Below are 22,999 nucleotides of genomic sequence, written 5' to 3'. Positions count from 1 at the left end.
TGGTATCCTATCCATGAGGAGAATTGTGGTGTCATTAACATAGCAATTCTCCCCATGTTTGTAAATGTGAATATTGACATAATTGACATTATAGATGTGAAAATTAAGTGAAAATTTTAAATAAAATTACTTTTTCGCTATGTTCAACTATGCAGAGACACCTGTATGAAAACGTTATATACTTTTAACTAATGAGGATAAAAGGAGTTGAAGAAAATGGTTACTGGCATCAGAGAAGAAGTGGAAAAAGAAATTTTGGCATTACAGGAAGAACATGCACAATTGGAAGATCCACCGGTAGATTTCTTCACAAATGCACCATATTTGTATCAAAGCAATAATGGAATCATGTTCGCAGCAATCATTGAAGAAAACTCTGTTTTATTTACAAAGGATGAATCTTCTTGGGGAAATAAAATGATTCGTTTCACTAAGAGTCAGGCTGAATCCGCCATTATCCAGCTGAAGCTGGAAAAAGAGGGAAGGCTTGATAAAGAATCCATTGATATGATGAATCCTCTAAATACAATTTTACTAAGCACGGGGGAAACCTTATTCCTGGCTTCTGTGCTGCAGACGGCTATAGAGAAATGGAGAAGCCCGAGAACGAACCTGAACTTATAAATAATCCAATGACCATCAAGCATTCCATGCTATGATGGTTTTTTTTCGCCTCAATTCTGTTTCTATCTTTTTTAGAAGGGAATAAAAATAAAAAGGAAGAGGGGAAGAGTGGTATCCACCTTTTAGAACAATGATGCCCTATATGGGACTCATTGATGAAAGGGCGGGTGAGAGAAATGGCATATGTGTTTATGATCATCAAGATTATTTCTGGATTTATATCCCTCCTTGTCATTATCCGATTAATGGGCAAGAAGGAACTGGCTGAGGCTAGTCCGCTGGATATTGTATATTCAGTGGCTCTGGGAGATTTGGTAGGGGATGCAGCATATGATCCAGCTGTGAAATTTTATGATATCTTCATTGCAGTTGGTGTATGGTCATTACTCATTTATTCAACTGACTTGGTCTCTCGTAAGGTTCCGTTTCTCGGACGCAGGATTAAAGGAGAATCTGAATTATTAATTCATAATGGTCAGATAATGAAGAAGGTGATGCGCAAAAACCGTCTGTCAGAGCACGAAGTAGAAAACCTGCTGAGGCAGAATGGTGCCTTTCACTTGGAGGATGTGAAGGTGGGAATATTAGAAGCGAACGGCAAGCTTTCTGTTTTAAAGGAGTAAATCAGGATAAGATGGTCTATACCAAGAAGGGATTAAACCATCCTTGTTGAATTACTGAAAAGAGACGAGATTCAGAAAGGGGATAAATATGAAAAAAGCATGGGTGTTTCTCGTGTGCCTTTTAATCCTTTCGGCCTGTGGAGATGATAATCAGAATTCCAATACAGCGAATGAGGGGAATGGAGGAGAACCAGTGAATGTTCAGCCTGATCAAAGCGGTGTGACTGCAGAACATTTAAAGGCAAGCTTAGTTGAAAGGAAACAAGAGAATGATACGTATCAATTTGAATATGCGGTTGAAAACAAGTCAGATAAAACCATTCATTTAACGTTTAACAGCGGTCAGAAGTTCGATTATATACTCCTAAATGAAGCGGGAGATATAATCGAACAAGGTTCAGAGGGCAAGTTCTTTACTCAAGCCCTGGTAGAGCAGGATTTGAAGCCTGGTGAACGATTAACCTTCGAGATTCCATTGAAGGATTTACCCCCGGGCAGCTATACGCTTGAAGCATGGCTGACAGCTGGAAGTGAGAAAACAGATTATAAGCAGCTGCTTAAGTTTACGATTGAATAAAAAAGCGGAGAGGCCCTTTTGTAAGGCCTCTCCGCTTTCCATTAGGAACGCTGTTCAAATAACTGAACTAATTCCACGATGACTTCAGATGCTTTTTCCATGCTTTGGACGGAAACGTATTCGAATTTACCGTGGAAATTCTCGCCCCCGGCAAAAATATTTGGTGTCGGAAGCCCCATGAAGGACAGTTGGGAGCCGTCTGTACCGCCGCGAATCGGCTTAACAATTGGTTTAATTCCTAGGTTAACCATTGCTTGATGGGCAACATCAACGATTTCCTTCACAGGCTCAATTTTCTCGCCCATATTGTAGTATTGGTCATTTACTTCAAGGATGATGTTTTCTTGACCATACTTTTCTTGGTATTTTGCTGCAATTGCTTGCATAGTTGATTTTTTTGCTTCGAATTTAGCACGGACGTGATCACGGATGATATAGGAGAGATTCGTTTGTTCAACATCTCCGTTCATTGCCAGCAAATGATAGAAGCCTTCATAGCCCTCAGTGAATTCAGGTGCTTCTTCCTTTGGAAGCTCAGCGTGGAAGTCCATCGCAATCTTCATGGAATTGACCATCTTATTCTTCGCGGAGCCTGGGTGAACATTAGTGCCCTTTACAGTAAGCTTGGCTGCTGCAGCATTAAAGCTTTCAAATTCAAGCTCTCCAAGCGGTCCGCCATCCATTGTGTAGGCAAAGTCAGCATTGAAGCGTTCAACGTCGAATTTATGCGGTCCGCGGCCAATCTCTTCATCAGGAGTGAACGCAACGCGGATCTTGCCATGCTTGATTTCCGGATGCTTGATTAAATAGTCCATTGCAGTCATGATTTCTGCGATGCCTGCTTTATCATCTGCCCCAAGCAGGGTAGTACCATCTGTTGTAATGAGTGTTTGGCCTTTATACCCCTCAAGCTCTGGAAAATCCTTTGGTGATAGAATGATGTTGAGGGCTTTGTTCAAGACAATGTCCCCGCCGTCATAATTGTCAACGATTTGCGGCTTAACATTTGCGCCAGTGAAATCAGTCGCTGTATCCACATGTGCCAAAAATCCGATGGTCGGTACGTTTTTATCCGTATTCGCTGGCAGAGTAGCGAATAAATAGCCATTTTCATCAAGGGTGATTTCTTCCATTCCGATGGAGGTAAGTTCATCCTTTAGCAAATTCAATAAATTATATTGTTTTTCAGTGGAAGGCGTTGTTTGGCTTTCCTCGTTAGATTGAGTATCCACCTTCACATATGTAAGAAATCGTTCAACTAATGGGTTGTTCATGATATCCATTCATCTCCTTTATGAGTTCTATTATAGCGAAAATTTTATTATTTCAGCAAAAACTTCTTATATTTTCTTAGGTTTATTTTTCCTTTAACCGGGTGATTTATTTCTTTTGTTTATTTTAATATAATGTTTTTGTGAAAAAAGAAGGTGGATATGTGTTCCAATCGACTTTCTCGGGTATCACTGAGGGAAAGTCAAAAGGAATTTGACCCATAGAGTTTGTACGGAGAGAAGGGATTGACGATGTTTACGATTGGAAGCAGAACGGTGAAAACGGCGATTGGAGGAATGATTGCCTTATCCATTGCCCAGATGCTTGGTTTGGAGAATGCCAGCACGGCTGCTGTGATTACGCTTTTAAGTGTGCAGAGCACACAGCGGAAAAGCATCTTGATTGCCTGGAAAAGGCTTTTGGCCTGCTTGCTTGGGATGGGCCTTGCTATCCTGATATTTGAAGGCTGTGCCTATACACCAGTTGCAGTTGGACTTCTCCTATTTATTTATGTACCGTTAATGGCGAAGCTTGGCCTTCAGGACGGGATTGTTCCAGGCTTTGTAATTGTCATGCAGCTTTTCATGTCGTATGCCATTACAGAGGCGCTTCTCATCAATCAATTATGCATTGTATTGATTGGGATTCTTGTGGCCCTGCTATTTAATCTATATATGCCAAGTGTAGAGGGAGAAATCAAAAAAATCATGCAGGAGCTCGATGGCAACTTCGAAATTATATTCCTGCAATTCAGCCGCTTTATCCGTAAAAAGGAGCGGGTTTGGAATGATGAATATATTATTCGGACGAAGAGGCTTCTTGAGACGGGAATGGATTTAGCCAGAAGAAGTGAGGAGAATTCCTTCTTTAAAAGAGAATCCTTCTATCTTCCCTATTTCTCAAAACGGCTCCAGCAGTTCCAAATTGTCGAACGGATGGTACCGCTGATTATTCATTTGCCAACCACCTTTGAGCAAAATGATATGATAGCTGATTTAGTAGAGGAATTTGGAGCAAATCTTAAAGAACCAGAAATCATGCTCGAGAAGCTCCAATCCTTGAGGCAGCGGTTTGAAAGCATGGACCTTCCAAAAACGCGGGAGGAATTCGAAACTCGCGCTGCCCTATTGATTCTACTGAATAAGATCGAACAATTCATTGAACTAGAACAATGAAAAAACGGGTGCTTCAATTGAGATGGGGCACCCGTTTTTATCGGTTTTATTTAATATTGACGAGGGCAGGATGAAGACTCTCACAGTATTCACGGATAAGCTTCCAGCCTGTTTCTTCCTTTCTGAACCGCTGAATAAACAGCTTGACAACATCCTTTGAAATCCCATCCATCTCAAACGTTACCCAAAACATAGCGATTACTTCGTTTTCTGATGCTTGGGCTATCTTTAATGGATGGAACGTCCATTTCGGATCATGCCCGCAATATTCTTCGAAAGCCTCCGCCCAGCCGAGGCAGGCCTCCTTATAGCCCCAATCAGCCACTGTTCCGTCAGCCTGTGCCCAGCGGACAGCAATATCAGGGGAGAGGCGTTCAATCATTTCTTCCGTGTGACAGCTGTTCCAAATTCGCTGAAACTCAACAAAGAATGGTTCAAAGTCTTCGAGAAGTGTATTCTTCATTCGTATCCTCCTGTATAGGAATAGAATTCGTTTTATACCACCATATTCTCCGTGCGGTGGCGGATTTCCTCTCTTTTGTCATCAAAATGTTAATTATGCAAGAAAAACGGTCTAATAGAAGTATTGTTTCTATTTACTCTGTATGAAAAGCTTTTAAGACAAGTCTATTAGGAAAAAGAAATACTATCATAATGAAGTTGCTTTATCCCTGAAAAACGCCCTTCAATAATTTGAATTGTGTGAAAATTTACCTTATAATGAAAACGTTTCCAGCATAAAAATATATAATTTGGAGGGATAGTTATGGCAACCACACTAAGTCCCAACATCAGCCCAAAACTAGCAAAATTTTTAGAGGGCACAAAACAGTTATATATCAATGGAAAGTTTGTCGAAGCAGCAGGAGGCAAGACATTTGATACGATGAATCCGGCAACAGGGGAGGTACTCGCAAAGGTGGCAGAGGCTGAGGCGGAAGATATTGACCTCGCTGTAAAGGCTGCCCGCAAGGCCTTTGAAGAAGGTCCATGGAGCAGGATGAGTGCCTCACAAAGAAGCCGGCTTATTTATAAGTTAGCTGATTTAATGGAAGAGAATAAAGTCGAGTTAGCTCAGCTTGAAACATTAGATAATGGAAAGCCGTATTCGGAAACCTCTAAAGCGGATGTTCCGCTTGCGGTGGAGCATTTCCGTTATTTCTCCGGGTGGGCCACGAAGATTGTTGGACAGACCATCCCGGTTCAAGGGAACTACTTCAACTATACAAGACATGAGCCGGTGGGAGTCGTCGGACAAATCATCCCATGGAATTTCCCGCTTCTCATGGCTGCCTGGAAGCTGGGAGCAGCACTGGCGACAGGCTGTACGGTTGTCTTAAAGCCGGCGGAGAATACACCGCTTTCTGCTTTATACTTGGCTGAGTTGATCCAGGAAGCCGGTTTCCCGGATGGAGTGGTGAATATTGTTCCAGGTTATGGACAAACAGCTGGCCAGCCGCTTGTTGACCATCCAGATGTTGATAAGGTAGCTTTTACCGGGTCTACGAAGGTTGGGAAATCCATCATGCGTTCTGCAGCCGACACATTAAAGAGAATTACGCTTGAGCTTGGAGGGAAATCTCCGAATATCATCCTGCCTGATGCTGATTTAAAGAAGGCTGTACCTGGCGCTTTGATGGGAATTATGTTCAACCAAGGGCAGGTTTGCTGTGCGGGAAGCCGTCTCTATGTCCAAAAGAAATTGTATGACAACGTCGTTGCTGACCTTGTCTCTAACACAAAGAACATTAAGCAAGGAAATGGGATGGAAGAAGGTACGACCATGGGTCCGCTTATCTCATCTACCCAGCAATCCCGTGTTAAAGGGTATATTGACAAGGGAATCGAAGAGGGGGCAGAAGTGCTGACAGGCGGAGATATTCCGTTTGATAAGGGCTATTTTGTTTCTCCAACCATTTTCGCGGATGTTAACCACAGCATGACGATTGCTAAGGAAGAAATCTTTGGTCCTGTTGTGGCGGCCATGCCGTTTGATGATATCGATGATTTGGTCGAGAAAGCCAATGACAGCATGTACGGCCTTGCAGCCGGCGTTTGGACGCAGGATATCAAGAAAGCCCATTACATTGCGCATAAACTGAAGGCAGGAACTGTCTGGGTGAATACGTATAATACATTTGATGCCGGATCACCATTTGGAGGCTATAAACAATCAGGCCTTGGACGTGAGATGGGCAGCTACGCCCTTGATAATTATACGGAAGTGAAGAGTGTCTGGATCAATATGAATTAATAGAAAAAGCGGTGCCCGGCATAATTGCATGGGCACCGCTTTTATGTGTGGAAAACGGGTCAGACAGTAACGATGGTCACGTCAATATTCCCTCTTGTTGCCTTGGAGTATGGGCAAACTTGATGCGCTTCTTTTGCATATTTTTCTGTTTCTTCTTTTGACAAATCAGGAATCGATACATCTAGTCTGACTGCTAGCTTCAGTCCCCCGTCAGCTTCATCTTTCCCGATTGTCACATTAGCGGTAACCGTTGTATCCGCTTTGATTTTGTTTTTTCGCAGCACGAGGTTGAGTGCACCGTCATAACAGGCGGCATAACCTGAGGCAAAGAACAATTCCGGATTGGCTGCTTCCTCACCTGATCCTCCTAATGCTTTTGGCTGGCGTACATCTAAGTCGATGATGCCGTCCTCTGATTTTACATGTCCTTCTCTTCCGCCTGTCGCCGATACAACAGCTGTATATAATGGTTCCATTTCTTCATCCCCTTTTTAAAGCAATTAGTAGACTTTTCCCTATTGCTCGCTTCCTAAACGGAGCGGGAGACAAAATTTAAAAGAAATGGGAAATCTCTCTTTTGGCGAAGGAGATCCTTAAGGAATATTCGATTCTGGATTTATAATGGTGATCAGTTTAGTTTGTGCATTTTGATAGAATTTTCAAAAAATACAATCATTTATGGATTCCAGCTGCTCAATCAGAATATAATAATAGTAATGACATTTTGAAAAGAGTGGGTTCATGGATACAGAAATACTGAAAATATTTGATGAGCAGGGAAGGCAAATTGGAACGGCAGCACGTGATGAAGCCCATAAAAAGGGACTTTGGCATGAGACCTTTCAGGTTTACTTTATCGATGTCAATCCAGAAGGAAGTACACTCTATTTGCAGCAAAGGAGCCATAGGAAAAAGGATTTTCCTCGTTTATTTGATATGACGGTCGCTGGACATTTAATGGAACATGAATCTGTACATGACGGGGTCCGTGAAATCGAAGAGGAAGTCGGAATTCATGTCAGTATTGATGAGCTTATTTACCTGGGGAAAATGAAGAACATCATTAATACCAATAAGATTGCGGACAAGGAATTCAGCCATGTGTTTCTGTATGAATGTAAGATACCGCTAGAGTCATTTTCTCTTCAGAAAGAGGAGGTAGATGGGATGGCGAAGGTGGATCTGCATGATTTCATCCAATTTTACTACGGTAAATGTAACCAATTGACGGCAGAAGGATTTATGATTGATCAAGACGGGAAAAAAGCGATGTATACACGTGTGTTATCAAAGGATGAATTCGTCCCTCATTCAAAGGAATATACGGCAGCCGTTGCTGAGGCTATGAGCAGTCATTTATCAGGGAAGCTAGATTAGTCATTGAAATGACTTGCTGCAATAAAGGATGAGGATCGCGCACGAATAGAATCAGAGAGTAGGGGTAATCATGAAAAAATTTCTCGTTTATGGCATCATCATTGCTTGTATTGATATTTTCATATTCGCTCTATACCGTGATGTGCAGCTGCTGCCAATTCTAACGGGCATTACTGGGGGGATCAGCTTGCTTATTGCCCTGTTGATGGTTGGCTCAGCCCCAGCAAAGGAGCTTGCAGATGACTTTAGTAAGGCCTCGCATCTCAAATCAACATGGTCAAACAGCTATTTTCTTGTAGCTTTGCCTAGCTTGGCTATCTGTCTTCTTTCAACACTGATTATTTTCTTATGAGATGGTCATACATACTTTTTGAACAATAGATGATGGGATCGAGAGAAAAGGGGAGTTTATGTTTAAGAATGTGATCCAAACGAGAGAGGCTTTACAAGACCTTATGGGGAAACCAAGCGACCTTGCTGTCAATAAAGTAATTGACTGCTTGGACGAGCATTGCAAGGCATTTATCGCTAAATCTCCCTTTCTTGTTTTAGCTACATCTAACAAGGCGGGAAATGCGGATGCTTCACCACGCGGAGATCAGCCTGGTTTTGTTTCCGTACTAGATCAGAAGCATTTGCTTATTCCAGAGAGGAGGGGGAATAAGCGGCTCGATTCCTTGTATAATCTACTAGAAAATCCTCAGGTTGGGATTCTTTTTCTCATACCCGGTTCAAGGGAGACGTTAAGAATCAATGGCAAGGCATCCATTGTAACCGATCAGGAGCTGCTGTATCCGCTGAAAGCATCTAATAGCATTCCCTCAGTCGGGATTGGCGTCAAGGTCGAAGAATGCTTCCTTCATTGCGGGAAAGCCATCATCCGCTCTAATCTATGGGAGCCGAGTTCGTGGCTGGCGCTTGACGACATGCCAAAAGCAGGGGAAATCCTCGCTGCTCATGCAAAGGCAGCCGAAAAAACAAAGGAAGAAATAGAGGTAAGCTTAGAAGAAAGCTATATAAAGAGATTATACTAGGGTAGAAAGGAAGCCCCTCAATTGGAAGAATCCAATATGAGGGGCTTTCCCTATTCATCCCGCATTAACGGACAGTAAGACTCCCACCTAAAAGAAGGCAGGAATATCGAGAAGCATAGGCGGGAGGTCAACTGTCCGTAAAAGCCCGATTGGTTCAACTAACCATCAGTGGGAGAACACCGACTGATGGAAGTTTCACTTTATCCCGCATTAACGGACAGTAAGACTCCGGCCTAGAGGAAGGGAGGTCAACTGTCCGTAAAAGTCCGATTGGTTCAACTAACCATCAGCGGGAGAACACCGACTGATGGAAGTTTCACCTTATCCCGCATTAACGGCCAGTAAGACTCTCACCTAAAAAGGGAGGAATATCGAGAAGTATAGGCGGGAGGTCAACTGTCCGTAAAAGCCCGATTGGTTCAACTAACCATCAGCGGGAGAACACCGACTGATGGAAGTTTCACCTTATCCCAATTGTTTTCCGAGATATTTAGCCAGCTCAAGCATTCCATATTTTCCTGCTCTGCTTTCTGCCTCTGAATGATAATTCGTATTGGTGTTAATGTCATACGTATAGATCGTGCCGCTGGCATCCCGAATAAATTCTATCCCTGCTACATCAATTTGAGCTTCTTTTAGAAAGGCCTCGTATTGACTGATTATAGGATGGTGGAAATCTTCTATCATATCAAATTGCGGCTTTTCTACTGCCTCTTCACTCGTGGGGCAGTAGAGATCATTAATCTGGCAGGCGTCTGCAGGACAGAGTTCAAACCCAGTTGATGTATCAACATTCACAGCATAGAAGAATTGGCCGCCAATGAATTCGGCCCTTGTGATAGTGGATTCAGGTGATTGAATGTATTCTTGAATGAGAGTAATTCCATCAATAGGTTCCATGAATGCTGGGCTGTTCAAATAAGACTCCAAGGCTTCAATAGACTGGAATAATTGGACGCCTAGTCCCTTTCCGGCCCGGTTATGCTTGGTGATGAACGGAGTTTTTCCAAGCCTTTTGGCGGCTTCGATAATGTTTTCCCTGCCTGTAGCCGCTACTGTTGCTGGCGTTTTGATCCCAGCTTTCGTCAAGGCTGTATATTGTCTTATTTTACTAATCTCAAAGGAAAGGGCTTTTGAACCGTTCACAATGGTGCGATTATGCTGTTCAAGCCAATCGAGTACCCCGCCGGCCATTTCTGGGGCATAACGATGTCCCCGTGTATGGGAGGAAGCACTCATTCGATTATAAAAGACTCCCACAGGCGGCTCGGCAGTAAGGTCTATAAGCCCCTCGTGCAAATGCCATTCCTCATAGGGAAGCTTCAATTCTTCCAATCTGTTTGTCAGATGTCTTGTCCATTCTTGATTTTCGTGAATGATATAAATGGATGGCATGTCAATAGTCTCCTTTTATGGCATATTATTATTATCGTATCACCCAAAAAAGTGAATGGTCAATTCTCGAAAAATCATAAAAAGGGCTGTTCGGGTGGAAAAACAGCTTACCAAAGTTTATACTGATGAATGAGAAAGAGAAAAAGGGAGATACCCATGCCAAATTTTTCACCATACCGTTACTTTTCGAAAAAAGAATGGGCTAATTTACGTTTTAATACACCAATGACACTCACGCAAACGGAAATCGAAGAACTTCAAGGCGTGAATGAGAAATTATCTGTAGAAGAGATTACAACGATTTATTTGCCGCTGACCCGTCTGCTAAATTTATATGTCAATTCCTCTCAAATGCTTCATGCCGTTACGGATACTTTCTTTGGCAATACAACGAGAAAGGTGCCTTATGTCATCGGCGTAGCTGGAAGCGTCGCCGTCGGCAAGAGTACGACAGCAAGAATTATTCAGGCACTCCTTTCAAGATGGCCAAACACACCAAGTGTAGAGATTATCACAACGGATGGTTTTCTTTATCCGAATGACGTATTGAATGCCAAGGGAATCATGGATAAGAAGGGATTCCCAGAGAGCTATAATACAAAAGAATTAATTAAAGTTCTATCTCGAATTAAGGCTGGACATCCAAAGGTAAAAGCACCAGTCTATTCTCATCTCTATTATGATATTATTCCAGGAAAATATACGGTCATAAAGCAGCCGGACATCGTGATTGTTGAAGGGATTAATGTGCTGCAGACACCAAAGCAGGAAGCACATTCTCATAGTGTCTACGTATCGGATTTCTTTGATATCTCCATCTATGTCGATGCGGATGATCGGAACATTTATCAATGGTATGTTGAGCGGTTTAAGACGCTAAGGAAAACGGCGTTTGCCAATCCGGAATCCTACTTCCACCGCTATGCTGATTTGACGGATGAAGAGGCAGACCGAGTTGCAACGGATATATGGAATCGAATCAATAAGGTTAACTTAGACCGTAATATAGCGCCGACAAGAAACCGTGCCAATATCATTTTGGAGAAGGATGCGAATCATTCAATTTCTTCTGTTCGGCTTCGGAAGATCTAAACGCTAAAAAAACGAGAGGGGCTAGCCATATGACAGAAAAAGAGAAAATGATTAATGGGGAAATGTATCGTTCAGCAGACGATGAACTGGTCAGAGATCGGATGGAAGCGAGAAAGTGGACAAGGATCTATAATCAAACGATCGAGACAGATTTAAAGGAAAGAGAAGGCATTTTAAAACAGCTGCTTGGTTCCACTGGCAAGAATATCTATATTGAACCAAACTTCATTTGTGATTATGGCTATAATATCTTTGTCGGAGAGAATTTTTATGCAAATTTTGACTGTCTCATATTGGATACATGCCCGGTAGTCATTGGTGATAATTGCATGCTTGCCCCTGGCGTACATATTTATACGGCGACCCATCCTTTAATGCCGGATGAGCGAAATTCAGGATTGGAATATGGCAAGCCGGTCAAAATTGGACACAATGTCTGGCTTGGCGGCAGGTCGGTCATTAATCCTGGCGTGACGATTGGCGATAATGTTGTCGTAGCCTCAGGATCCGTTGTAACGAAGGATATTCCGGATAATGTTGTTGTTGCCGGTAATCCAGCAAGAATAATTAAACGAATTGATGATCAACCAGAAACAAATCCTATCGTATAAGGGAATTCATTTCTGTACGAAAAATGGATTAGAACCTCTCCTGTTTTGACAGAGGGGTTTCACCGTTTATGGGAAGGTTTTTTCGTTCTTCTTAAGGAGAAAGGATACAAACTGACATAATTTTGTTAAAATACAATTAGAAAACAATTGCAATCATACGAATACTGGTGTGACAGATTGAGGATGTGACGAATGATCAAACAAATACCGAACTTATTAACCTTAGGAAACCTGTATTGCGGGTATTTATCTATTTCCTACATAATTAGCGGCGATGTAAGAAATGCCACCATTCTAATATTTATTGCGTTAATGTTAGATATGCTTGACGGAAGAATGGCACGTATACTAGGCGTTGCCAATGATATGGGCAAACAGCTCGATTCACTGGCCGATATTGTCTCCTTTGGAGTGGCGCCTGCCTTCCTGGCATCCTATACATTCTTTTCCGATTTCGACCAATATGGAATATGGATGGCTGGATTATTCCCGCTGTTTGGGTGTTACAGGCTGGCAAGATTTAATATTACCCCAACAGAGGAGTCAATGAAGCATTTCAGGGGGATTCCTATTACATTTGCAGGAGGCATTGTAGCCTTTCTTGTCCTGCTGGAGAACTATATCCATATTAGCTTATTCATCATCTTATTCTTCGGACTGGCTGTCCTAATGGTCAGTACAATCAAGATTCCGAGCTTTAAGAAGGTGAAATTGAATTATTATACAGTCATTATTACTTTATTTTTGCTCTATATGTTCTATCTAATTGCAAGGTCTGGTTTTAATAGTGTTCCGGAATTTTTCTATGTAGCTATCGCTATTTATGTTGTCTTTATTATCGCTCGATATATTAAAGCTAGGACACCGAAGTTTCAGCTGAAGAAAAGCAGAACAATCAGGCTTCCGCGCAAGGATAAGCTGCGAAAGAAGAAGGTAAAACGCTGATAGAAGCCTCACCTAACATGATCGGCTGTTAGGCCTGGTGTTTAACCTAATGGAAGAAAGGTCCAAAGATTTTATATGTAGGGCGTGCGGGCTTGGTATCGTACGCCCTTTTATATGTCAATAGAAAGAATATGTGGGAAGTGGATATGGATGAAATCAGCAGCGGGGTTATTTAAGTATTTTCGACCATACCGTTTCATCGTTCTGCTCGGTCCTTTATTTATGTGCCTGGAGGTTGGAATGGATTTAATCCAGCCGACCATTATGCAAAAGATCATTGATAATGGAATTGCTGCAGAAGATAACGGTTATGTATTGACAATGGGGTTATTCATGTTTGGAGCAGCATTGCTCGGTCTTGTTGGAGGAGTTGGAAGCAGCATCTTCTCGACACGGGCAGCGGTTCATTTCTCGACTGATTTGCGGAGAGATGTTTTCCGGAAGATTGATTATTTCTCTGGTCCTAATATGGATAAGTTTGGAGCAGGCAAGCTGATTACGATTATGACTAATGATATAACAGCCGTGCAGCAGGCAGCTATGATGACATTAAGGATATTTGTCCGCGGCCCGATCATGTTTATCGGAAGCATCGTAATTGTTTACTTAACAGCGAGAGAGTTATTCCCCATTTTACTTGTCATTGTTCCTATTCTAGTCGTGCTCATTGTATTATTCACCTTCAAGGCAGGTACGTTGTTCGGTCTTGTTCAGAAGGCGATTGACCGAGTTAATACGAAGACACATGAGCACTTGGCCGGAGTAAGGGTCGTCAAAGCATTTGGCACAGAAAAATATGAGATGAAACAATTCACAGAGGTGAATGATCATCTAACAAAAGTGAATATTCGGGCTGATTTGACGATTATGGGATTAATGCCTCTCCTCCAGTTTATCGTAAACATGGGCATCGTCTTTGCTATTTGGATGGGAGCCATTAAGCTTGATAGCGGCTCGATGGAGGTAGGGATGATCATTGCGTTTGTCAATTATTTAACGATTATTCTAAACTCCTTGATGACAAGCAGTGCGGTTCTTATGCAAATCACTCGTGCTTTTCCATCAGCTGACCGGATTAAGGACGTTCTGGATACGACTGGCGATATCGAAGAGCCCGTTCGGCCGGTATTACTCAATGAGCATAAGGGTGAAGTAGAGTTCAAAAATGTCAGCTTCAGCTACAGTAAAAATGGCGAGCATGTATTATCCGATATAAATGTTCGTATCCCTCCAGGAGAAACGCTCGGAATTATAGGAGGAACGGGAAGCGGGAAAACAACACTTGCCAAGCTCATCCCAAGATTATATGAAGTGGAAGCGGGTCAGGTGCTGGTAAACGGCATGGATATTCGAAAGATTTCCTTGGATGAACTGAGAGAATCGATTGGCTTTATTACACAAAAAGCCATGCTGTTTTCAGGAGCTATTCAATATAATCTGAAGATGGGCAAGGATGATGCAAGCGTAGAGGAAATGACTGCAGCACTTGAAGATGCACAGGCTTGGTCTTTTGTGAAGGAATTAGACGGCATATTTGATTACGAGCTTATGCAGGGAGCAACCAATCTATCTGGGGGTCAAAGGCAGCGCCTGTCAATAGCGCGCGCGCTCGTTCGCAAACCAGAGATACTGATCATTGATGATGCAACCTCTGCTGTAGATGCTATTTCAGAAGCCGCGATTCAAGCTGCTCTGAAGGAGCATTATCCAGAGTCTACGAAGATTATTATCTCCTCAAAGATCTCATCTGTTAAAGAGGCTGATCAAATATTAGTCCTTGAGGATGGACAGGAAGCGGCTCTTGGAACACATGAAGAGCTGTTAGCTAATAATCCGCTTTATCAAGAAATCTGCCGTATTCAAGGATTGAAGGAGGAATCATATGAGTCAGCAAGAAAATAACCGCCAGGCTCCTCCTAATTTTCGAGGTCCGCGCCACAGCTTTGGACCGAAAAGGAAGGCGAAAAACCAAAAGGAAACCATCCTGCGTATTTGGAATCAGCTGAGCAAACACCGGTTGAAGCTTTGGTTGACATTATTTTTTGTCTTAGCGTCAACGATTTTCGGCTTGCTTGGACCGTATTATTTAGGCATCACAATTGACCGTTATATTCTCATGCAGGATATACCGGGCGCTATAAAAATGGCTGTATTACTTGCGGTTATTTACTTAGCTGCCTCCTTGTTTACATGGCTGCAGCAGGATACGATGGTCCGCATTTCACTAACAACGATCCGCACAATCAGAGAAGAATTGTTTGCGAAGCTGCAGCAGTTAAGCCTGCGTTTTTTTGATACCCGTTCACAGGGGGACTTGATGAGCCGGGTGACGAATGATATTGATAATTTGAATAACGCCTTAAGCCAGAGCTTGGTTCAGATTATCTCTTCCGTCTTGACGATTGTGGGAGTTACGATTGCGATGTTCAGCCTGAACTGGATGATGGCGGTCGTATCGTTTTTAATCATTCCGGTTATGCTGTTTGTTTCACGCAGAATCATCCGCGTCTCCAGTCGTAACTTCGCGAAACGGCAGGCTGATTTAGGGAGACTGAACGGCTATATAGAAGAAGCAATCAGCGGCAAAGAAGTGATTACCCTGTATGGCCAAGAGAAAAAGACCATCCAGGAATTCCATGAAATCAATGAGGACCTTCGGCAGTCAGCCATGCTTGCCGAAACCTTCAGCGGCTTCCTTGGCCCAGTCAATAACTTTATTAATAATCTAGGCTTTGGATTGATTATAGCTACAGGCGCCATTCTTACATTAAACGATATGGCGTCAATTGGGGTTATTGCAGCCTTTGTCACCTATTCGAAGCTGTTCTTCCGTCCCATTAACCAATTAACGAATCTCATGAATACGATTCAATCGGCCATTGCCGGAGCGGAACGTGTATTTGAGATCATGGATGAGGTGCCGGATTTACAGGACAGCCCGAATGCTGAGCCTGTGACAGGCTTTAAGGGGTATATTGATTTCAAGAATGTTTCCTTCGGCTATGAGAAGGATCAGCTTATCTTAAAGAATATTTCCCTACAAGCAGAGCCAGGGGAAACCATTGCCCTGGTCGGCCCGACAGGTTCTGGGAAAACGACGATGATCAATTTATTATCCCGTTTCTATGACCGCTCTTCCGGCGAACTACTTATTGATGGACAATCAATAGAACGGTACAAAATGGCAGATTTGAGAAAGAGAATTGGCATTGTTTTACAGGAGACCTATCTCTTCTCGGGTACTATAATGGAAAATATTCGGTATGGAAGACTTGAGGCAAGTGATGAGGAGGTCATTAAGGCTGCAAAGGTCGCAGCTGCGCACAAGTTCATCAAGCATTTGCCAGACCAGTATGAAACGAAAATAACCTCAGGCGGAACCAATCTTAGCCAAGGTCAGCGCCAGCTGCTTGCGATTGCACGAGCCATTCTAGCAGACTCGGACATTCTCATATTGGATGAAGCAACCTCAAGCATCGATACTAGAACAGAGATTGCCATTCAGGAGGGGCTGAAGAATCTTACGAAGGGAAAAACGACCTTTATTATTGCCCATCGTTTGAAGACAATCGAGAAGGCTGACCGAATCTATGTCATTGATCATGGTCAAATAAAGGAAAGCGGAACCCATGAGGAGCTCATTGCTTCAAAAGGTTTTTATTATCAGCTCTATTCCCAGCAGTTTAAGGAAACGATATAAGGTAGATATGTATGATGAGAATAGCTGCCCTGACAGCTCCGGTAAACGGACTATGTCAGGGCAGTTTTTAATGTAGGTCTATCGCCCATACTTTCAGATTTCCGCCCAGACTAATCAGTATTGCCCATAGCGGATCATTTTCGCCCAATACCTATAGATAGCGCCCATACCCCTTTATTTACGCCCATAAAACATGAAATCATCCTGAATCCTATTCATAGAAAACCCATCACATAGCTCCTTAACGTAAAAAGACTAGTAATTGGATGGATATTAATCAATGCGGGATAAAAAATGACCATTTCAGCGTAAACAGTCTGAAAAGAACAGCTTTGAAGTCTATCAAAGGATAGAAATGGAGTATAATGGAATAAAAGGTTGGTAATAGAAGGATTTGGAGGGTTGTATGAGGTTGAATTGGTTCATAGCCGTACTTATTGGCATTGTACTGGGAATTATTCTTTGTTTTATAGACCCCTTATATGGAATGGTCATTGGATTTGGCATTATTGCGGGCAGCTTGTTTCGGGCATTATTCTTACTCAATGATATTCAGAAGAGATTATCAATGAAATCGTCTAAGCCTGTTAGGATAAACAAGGTGCAGCAGGCTATGGATGATTACCTAAAGGAAAGAGACCAGAATCAAGGATAGAGATGTTCATTCTCTATCCTTTTTTATTGCCGCAAAAAATTTTCTAAGTGATGATCCTTTTCTATCGCCAGCTTGTATATAGAGGGTGAGAGGGAGGTGAGAACATGAACGAACAATTCTTAGAGGCAACGAAATTACAGATTGAATTCGCGATTGGGACAGATTTGCTTGGTAAGCCTGTCACAAAGAAAAAGCTTTTCTCCAATATGAATAGTGCAGCTGGTGGAAACGCTTTGAAACGATGCGCATATGCTATCGTATCCCTGCAAAAGCATACGGCTATCGGTGTGAAAAGGCTTGATACTTGGGGCCTTGAATCGTAAGCAGCTATTATTCAAAAACAATAAGAAAGGAGTGGAGTAAATGGACAAGGTGCTAGAATTATACTTTATAACAGCTGATGAGAAAACAGCCAAAATTCAGATTGAAGATCCTGTTGAGCCGGTAGATGAGGCGAAAGTACGCGCCGCGATGAATGAAATGATTGCTTCTCAGGCCTTTAAAAATAGTGCAGGACCCTATGTGTCTGCAAAAGAAGCACGTTTGGTTGCAACGACGAAAACGACTTATTTATTCTGATGATTACACACGTTGAAAAGCTAATCCCTGCAAAGGGTTAGCTTTTCTTTTTAACAAGATAGATTAGAAAGGAGGTTCTTCAGTGGACGAACTATTGCTGTTTATAAAGGATGTTGGTTTCCCAATCGTTGTCACCATTTATCTATTGTACAGGATAGAAGGCAAGCTCGAAGCCCTTAATATGTCTATCCAATCATTACCTGTTCTGCTCAGTGAATTAATGAAAAATCATGCATCATAGAGAGTATTCGATAGACATATGACCCCTTTTGGGGGAGAAATCGCAATGATCGTTCGTTGCGATTTTTCTTGCATCTTCCTTCTGTTAATTGTTCAAATAACAAATTCCTACTAGAGCATAAACCATGGATTGACTCCCCAAAAAGCTGAAAAGCCGCACTAAAAAATTCTTAAATGAAGAGACAAATATCCGATAATATGGCTATAGTTGTTTAGTAGATGGAGTGACCTTTTCTGCAAAGGGGGGATTTAGATGTTTAAGGGATTTATTCAATCTTTTTTTGAGAGCGGCAATACGATTCGATTTGAGTTGGATGATTGGTATAAATGGTATAAAGAACCCCGGAAATTTCATGATGCTGTGGTTTCACACCTAGAAAAAGAAGGGAGAAGAGTAGAGACGATCTCTGTTGTGAAGATTGTGAGAAGCAATAGAGTTTCAATTCTAGCCATAGATGGAATCAAATATGAGCTTTCAGTAACGAATCAACCTCATTTCGGTCCAACACAATCTGTAGTCTTGAGTAAGTTGAAGAATGAATAGAATAAAGCATAAAAATGGCAAGCTCATAAAGGGCTTGTTTTTTTATGTGAAGCGAATGCTGAGATTACCTTTTAAAGATTTCTTCCAGGTTATGGAAAATAGATAAAAATATCAGATCTTCTGTCTATTGGCATGGCTGTGTCTAAAAGGCGAATTGTTTAAAGTGGAATGTACGTTTCCTATAGCTTGGATACACCTTCTGGGTCCTTTGGCATAGTTTAACAAAAAATACCCAGGGTACTTCAAAAGAAAGGAGAACCTACTATGCCCAGTTATTTAGTACATAATAATAGTTTTCCAAAATAGCATAATGAAAGGATGATTTCGTTGGCTGACAATAAAAAAGATGAGCAATTAGAGGAGTACAGAGTCAATAATGATGGAAAAAAACTAACGACCAATCATGGTGTCCGTGTATCAGAGGATGAGCATTCATTGAAGGCTGGGGAAAGAGGACCCACTTTGATGGAGGATTTTCATTTCAGGGAGAAGATGACTCATTTTGATCATGAACGTATTCCTGAGAGAATTGTCCATGCACGCGGCTTTGGTGCACATGGGTATTTTCAGGTGTATAAATCGATGGCTGAGCTGACGAAGGCGGACTTCCTGCAGGATCCATCGAAGAAAACCCCTGTCTTTGTCCGTTTTTCTACTGTCGCAGGATCAAGAGGATCCGCTGACTCTGTTCGGGATGCGCGAGGATTTGCCACGAAATTTTATACAGATGAAGGCAATTTTGATTTAGTCGGAAATAATATTCCCGTCTTCTTTATCCAGGATGCGATTAAGTTCCCGGATTTAGTGCATTCCTTCAAGCCGGAGCCCCATAATGAAATGCCTCAAGCAGCTACGGCTCATGATACCTTTTATGATTTCATTGTGAACAATACAGAGTCTGCCCATATGGTGCTTTGGACGAATTCAGATCGTGGAATTCCGCGCAGCTATCGGATGATGGAAGGGTTTGGTGTTCATACATTCCGCTTAGTCAATGCAGAAGGCACTTCGCATTTTGTGAAATTCCATTGGAAGCCGCTGCTGGGTGTCCATTCCCTTGTCTGGGATGAGGCACAGAAGATTGCGGGGAAAGACCCGGATTTTCATCGGCGTGATTTGTATGAGGCCATCGAGCTTGGAAATTACCCAGAGTATGAGCTCGGTATCCAAATCATCAAAGAGGAGGATGAATTTACGTTTGACTTTGATGTTTTAGATCCTACGAAAATCTGGCCGGAGGAGCTCGTACCGGTTCACCGGATCGGAAAGATGACACTGAATAAAAATGTTGATAATGTCTTTGCGGAAACGGAGCAGGCAGCCTTTCACATTGGACACGTCGTACCTGGTATTGACTTCACGAATGACCCGTTATTACAGGGACGTCTTTTCTCTTATACCGATACACAGCTTTTGCGATTAGGAGGCCCGAACTTCCAGCAGATCCCGATTAATCGACCGGTATCTCCTGTGCATAATCATCAGCGGGACGGCTATCATCAGATGAGAATCGACCAAGGGCAGGTCAGCTATCATAAAAACGGGTTAGCTGGGAATTCACCAGAACCGGCAAGTCCGGAAGAAGGCGGATATGCTCATTATCAAGAAAAGGTAGAAGGACATAAGGTAAGAAAGCGCAGTGATAGCTTTAAGGATCATTACAGTCAGGCAAAGCTATTCTGGAACAGTATGTCGATGCCGGAGAAAGAGCATATTATTGAAGCCTTTCAATTTGAGCTCGGGAAATGTCTCAATAAAGATATTCAGCAGCAGGTCGTGAATATGTATGCTCATGTTGATCACTTCCTTGCTGAGCAAATTGCCTATGGTTTAGGCCTTGAGGTACCTGAAAAAGGAAGCGGTGAGCCGTCCGTAACGGATCAATCACCTGCCTTAAGCCAGCTCAATACACCAATGAGTCCAAAAACGAGAAAAGTGGCGGTTTTAGCTCATAATGGCTTCAATGGCGAGGATTTAATGAGTGTGCTTAAAGCCTTTGATAATGCTGGTATGATTGCTGAGATTGTCAGTGAGCATCAAGGGGAAATTAAGAGTGCGAATGGGGCTGAGCTTAAGGTTGACCAAACCTTCCTTACAACAGACTCCGTCCTCTATGATGCTGTCTTCATTGCAACAGGTGAAGAAAGTGTCAATTCCTTAAAGAAAAATAAGAAGGTGAATGAATTCTTGATGAATGCCTTCAGTCACTATAAAGCAATTGGGGCTCCCAAAGAAGGTTCAGCTCTTATGCAGGCATTCCTGATGGAATCAGAGGCTGCTAGTATAGGAGTTGTCACATCAATACCTGATGATCCAATAGAAGCTGTTACTGACACATTCATCCAAGCTGTTGCGAAGCATCGTCACTGGGAAAGACAAATCTAAAAGGCATTTGGCTCCTTGTCATAAAGGGGCTGAATGCTCTTTTTTAATGTAAGGTTGTTTTCGTCTAGATTGTTGCTTTTGAATAATAAGGGGTAAATCAATTTTGTGATACCATTAAATGGAGATACCTTCTTCAACTAACGGGCATTGAGCGACTAATATTGCTTGTTTTAAAAAACGGGGGTCTGATCTAGGATATTCAGAATTTTTATGAATCTGTGGATACGATTTTACTTGGTAAAAGGACTTTCGAATGGACTATGATACAAGATACAGAGGTATATCCACACAAATAGAAAGAATGCTACGTATTTACCAAGTCTTCCATTGAGGATACTGAGGATGTAATATTTATTACTGAAGATGTAAATACAAGGGGATAGCGACTAATTACAAAGTTGTTTAGCAATTCCCCTAATTTTGAAAGGGGAAATTATGAATACTGAAGATGTGAAAATTGTAGAGGTAAATGAGGAAAACTGGTATGAATGTTGTAAATTAGAAGTATCAACAGAACAAAAAGAATACATTGAGTCCAACGCTATATCAATAGCTCAGTCAAAGTTTGAGCATACATTAAAGCCATACGCTATTTATGCTGGAGAAAAAGTAGTTGGATTTTTAATGTACAATTCTGTCCAAGAAGAACTTGACGGTTATTGGATCTATAGAATAATGGTCGATAAAGAATACCAAGGTAAGGGGATAGGAAAAGCTGCAACTAAGTTGATGATTTCTGAGATGGCTAAACTACCTAATGCCAGAAAAATTATTGTTGGTTATCACCCTGATAATACGGAAGCACATAATTTATACTCAAGCCTTGGATTTATAGATGAGGGAAATAGGTTTGGCAAGGAAATGGCAGTAATAAAAAATGTTAATGAATGTTAGAAAAATGGAATAATAACAAAGAAAGGACCAAAGAATGGTCCTTTCTTCGTTTACTAAAGGGGCAATTTAGTTGTTGATGAAGGTATTTGTTTTAACTATCTAGAATATACTCCCTTACCTATAAAAAAGAGGGGGAGTTATTATGAAAAAGGTGATTATTGGTATTATATCTTTGTTTGCACTTTTGGTAGTACTCTCATTATTTTTCAATATCAACATATCGTATTTGTTGCCCAATGGTATCGAATGGTCTACCAAGTTCATTCTGCCTTGGATAATCCTGTACTGGGTCATCAGATTGGTTCAAATGTTAAAACACAAATAAAGATGGCGCTTAGGGCATTGGGCTTAGATGGATTAATACGCTTATCTGTTGAATTGCATATGGAAGTAAGAGGCAGGTTAGCTGAACAAAGAGGATTGAAAGGAAAGGGATTTATACTGTTTCAGAAGTGTCTTCAATAAATAATATCTTACTTGCTTTTGTATAAGTTCAACGAATTGATCACTGATAATACAATAATGGCAATGGTCATATAAGTATAGTTATGTACATCTAAATTTATCTCGTCAGCAGCATAACCTAAAAAGATTAGAAGTAAGCCTGAAACAACAATAGATATGCAGGATGCACTAATAACTGTAAACCAATTAATCAACTTTTCGTTTCTTTTCATTAAGGTTATTGAAATAAGCAAACCTACCTGAATGATGATAAAGAAGATAAAAATAGAATTAATGTAACTAAAAGATTCATTTGAGAGCAAATTCATTCCTCCTAAATTTTATTGGTGATTCTAGATTATATGATAACTTTACTTTCTGAAAATTGTAATAGGGTGCCATATTTATTTTTAAAAAAATAGAGGGGTAGCATCCGAAAAGTCAGGGGTAAGATTGTGAGAAAATGCACTTAAACAAACGGAGCGTTGATCTAAGAAGGATTAACGCTCTTTTTTGTTGAATTCCTTATGGAAGAAAAGGGGCAGTGCGACAAGTTTCGTTATAAGCACTATAGTGCGA

The 22,999-nt window shown here is 41.6% G+C and carries 24 protein-coding genes; 20 read left to right on the top strand and 4 right to left on the bottom strand.

The window, feature by feature from the left end; genetic code table 11:
• Positions 1-216: 216 nt before the first annotated feature.
• From AC622_RS12095 to AC622_RS12085, 3 genes are all read left to right on the top strand, one after another.
• Positions 217-624 carry a hypothetical protein gene (locus AC622_RS12095; RefSeq protein WP_049671288.1) on the top strand — a complete coding sequence of 136 codons (408 nt, stop codon included), beginning with the start codon at positions 217-219 and terminating at the stop codon, positions 622-624.
• Positions 625-800: 176 nt separating this feature from the next.
• Positions 801-1,247, top strand: coding sequence for a DUF421 domain-containing protein (locus AC622_RS12090; protein ID WP_197089936.1), 447 nt, complete (start codon positions 801-803; stop codon positions 1,245-1,247).
• 88 nt (positions 1,248-1,335) lie between these two features.
• Positions 1,336-1,824, top strand: coding sequence for a BsuPI-related putative proteinase inhibitor (locus tag AC622_RS12085; RefSeq protein WP_049671286.1), 489 nt, complete (start codon positions 1,336-1,338; stop codon positions 1,822-1,824).
• Positions 1,825-1,865: 41 nt separating this feature from the next.
• Here the strand turns inward: AC622_RS12085 and pepT are convergent, their stop codons facing one another.
• Positions 1,866-3,098 carry a peptidase T gene (pepT, locus tag AC622_RS12080; protein WP_049672937.1) on the bottom strand — a complete coding sequence of 411 codons (1,233 nt, stop codon included), beginning with the start codon at positions 3,096-3,098 and terminating at the stop codon, positions 1,866-1,868.
• 249 nt (positions 3,099-3,347) lie between these two features.
• Here pepT and AC622_RS12075 point away from each other — a divergent pair, with 249 nt between their 5' ends.
• Positions 3,348-4,271, top strand: a complete 924-nt coding sequence (locus AC622_RS12075) for an aromatic acid exporter family protein (protein WP_049671285.1) — start codon at positions 3,348-3,350, stop codon at positions 4,269-4,271.
• A 46-nt stretch (positions 4,272-4,317) separates the two neighbouring features.
• Here AC622_RS12075 and AC622_RS12070 read toward each other — a convergent pair whose 3' ends face one another.
• On the bottom strand, positions 4,318-4,734 hold the full coding sequence (locus AC622_RS12070) for a hypothetical protein (RefSeq protein ID WP_049671284.1): 417 nt from the start codon (positions 4,732-4,734) through the stop codon (positions 4,318-4,320).
• A gap of 303 nt (positions 4,735-5,037) precedes the next feature.
• Between AC622_RS12070 and AC622_RS12065 the strand changes: the two genes are divergently transcribed.
• Complete coding sequence (locus tag AC622_RS12065; protein ID WP_049671283.1) at positions 5,038-6,525, top strand: aldehyde dehydrogenase family protein; 1,488 nt, start codon at positions 5,038-5,040, stop codon at positions 6,523-6,525.
• A 59-nt stretch (positions 6,526-6,584) separates the two neighbouring features.
• Here the strand turns inward: AC622_RS12065 and AC622_RS12060 are convergent, their stop codons facing one another.
• Positions 6,585-7,001 carry an organic hydroperoxide resistance protein gene (locus AC622_RS12060; protein WP_049671282.1) on the bottom strand — a complete coding sequence of 139 codons (417 nt, stop codon included), beginning with the start codon at positions 6,999-7,001 and terminating at the stop codon, positions 6,585-6,587.
• Positions 7,002-7,266: 265 nt separating this feature from the next.
• Between AC622_RS12060 and AC622_RS12055 the strand changes: the two genes are divergently transcribed.
• The 3 genes from AC622_RS12055 (at position 7,267) to AC622_RS12045 (ending at position 8,936) form a co-directional block, all read left to right on the top strand.
• Entirely contained in the window at positions 7,267-7,902 is a 636-nt protein-coding gene (locus AC622_RS12055) for an NUDIX hydrolase (RefSeq protein ID WP_049671281.1), read from the top strand.
• A 70-nt stretch (positions 7,903-7,972) separates the two neighbouring features.
• Positions 7,973-8,254: a hypothetical protein gene (locus tag AC622_RS12050; protein WP_049671280.1), complete on the top strand. Its 282-nt coding sequence runs from the start codon at positions 7,973-7,975 to the stop codon at positions 8,252-8,254.
• Between the two features lie 58 nt (positions 8,255-8,312).
• The gene (locus tag AC622_RS12045) at positions 8,313-8,936 is read left to right on the top strand and encodes a pyridoxamine 5'-phosphate oxidase family protein (protein WP_049671279.1); all 624 of its coding nucleotides are present in this window, start codon (positions 8,313-8,315) and stop codon (positions 8,934-8,936) included.
• A 465-nt stretch (positions 8,937-9,401) separates the two neighbouring features.
• On the opposite strand, the gene AC622_RS12040 is transcribed toward AC622_RS12045, so the two are convergent.
• Positions 9,402-10,331 (bottom strand): ATP-grasp domain-containing protein, encoded by a 930-nt coding sequence (locus tag AC622_RS12040; protein WP_049671278.1) that lies wholly within the window; start codon positions 10,329-10,331, stop codon positions 9,402-9,404.
• Positions 10,332-10,487: 156 nt separating this feature from the next.
• Here AC622_RS12040 and coaA point away from each other — a divergent pair, with 156 nt between their 5' ends.
• The 12 genes from coaA to AC622_RS11980 all read left to right on the top strand — a co-directional run bounded on the left by coaA (position 10,488) and on the right by AC622_RS11980 (position 21,976).
• Positions 10,488-11,423, top strand: coding sequence for a type I pantothenate kinase (gene coaA, locus AC622_RS12035; RefSeq protein ID WP_231589523.1), 936 nt, complete (start codon positions 10,488-10,490; stop codon positions 11,421-11,423).
• A gap of 29 nt (positions 11,424-11,452) precedes the next feature.
• Complete coding sequence (locus tag AC622_RS12030) at positions 11,453-12,034, top strand: sugar O-acetyltransferase (RefSeq protein WP_049671276.1); 582 nt, start codon at positions 11,453-11,455, stop codon at positions 12,032-12,034.
• A 192-nt stretch (positions 12,035-12,226) separates the two neighbouring features.
• The gene (pssA, locus tag AC622_RS12025; protein ID WP_049671275.1) at positions 12,227-12,979 is read left to right on the top strand and encodes a CDP-diacylglycerol--serine O-phosphatidyltransferase; all 753 of its coding nucleotides are present in this window, start codon (positions 12,227-12,229) and stop codon (positions 12,977-12,979) included.
• 150 nt (positions 12,980-13,129) lie between these two features.
• Complete coding sequence (locus tag AC622_RS12020) at positions 13,130-14,881, top strand: ABC transporter ATP-binding protein (RefSeq protein ID WP_049671274.1); 1,752 nt, start codon at positions 13,130-13,132, stop codon at positions 14,879-14,881.
• Positions 14,862-16,679, top strand: coding sequence for an ABC transporter ATP-binding protein (locus tag AC622_RS12015; protein ID WP_049671273.1), 1,818 nt, complete (start codon positions 14,862-14,864; stop codon positions 16,677-16,679). The genes AC622_RS12020 and AC622_RS12015 overlap by 20 nt, the downstream gene beginning before the upstream one ends.
• A gap of 406 nt (positions 16,680-17,085) precedes the next feature.
• A complete protein-coding gene (locus AC622_RS12010; protein WP_049671272.1) occupies positions 17,086-17,334 on the top strand; it encodes a hypothetical protein in 249 nt (82 codons plus the stop codon).
• 104 nt (positions 17,335-17,438) lie between these two features.
• On the top strand, positions 17,439-17,657 hold the full coding sequence (locus AC622_RS12005; protein WP_049671271.1) for a DUF1659 domain-containing protein: 219 nt from the start codon (positions 17,439-17,441) through the stop codon (positions 17,655-17,657).
• Between the two features lie 40 nt (positions 17,658-17,697).
• Positions 17,698-17,913, top strand: a complete 216-nt coding sequence (locus AC622_RS12000) for a DUF2922 domain-containing protein (protein WP_049671270.1) — start codon at positions 17,698-17,700, stop codon at positions 17,911-17,913.
• 82 nt (positions 17,914-17,995) lie between these two features.
• A complete protein-coding gene (locus AC622_RS11995) occupies positions 17,996-18,154 on the top strand; it encodes a YvrJ family protein (RefSeq protein WP_049671269.1) in 159 nt (52 codons plus the stop codon).
• 252 nt (positions 18,155-18,406) lie between these two features.
• Positions 18,407-18,697, top strand: a complete 291-nt coding sequence (locus AC622_RS11990; RefSeq protein WP_049671268.1) for a hypothetical protein — start codon at positions 18,407-18,409, stop codon at positions 18,695-18,697.
• Between the two features lie 318 nt (positions 18,698-19,015).
• Positions 19,016-21,082, top strand: coding sequence for a catalase (locus AC622_RS11985; RefSeq protein ID WP_049671267.1), 2,067 nt, complete (start codon positions 19,016-19,018; stop codon positions 21,080-21,082).
• 435 nt (positions 21,083-21,517) lie between these two features.
• Complete coding sequence (locus AC622_RS11980; RefSeq protein WP_049671266.1) at positions 21,518-21,976, top strand: GNAT family N-acetyltransferase; 459 nt, start codon at positions 21,518-21,520, stop codon at positions 21,974-21,976.
• The last annotated feature ends 1,023 nt before the right edge of the window (positions 21,977-22,999 follow it).

It is taken from the genome of Bacillus sp. FJAT-27916 (assembly GCF_001183965.1).
Classification (GTDB): Bacteria; Bacillota; Bacilli; order Bacillales; family Pradoshiaceae; genus Pradoshia.
The sequence above is the reverse complement of the archived record's forward strand: the minus strand, read 5'-3'. Positions and strand labels throughout refer to the sequence as shown.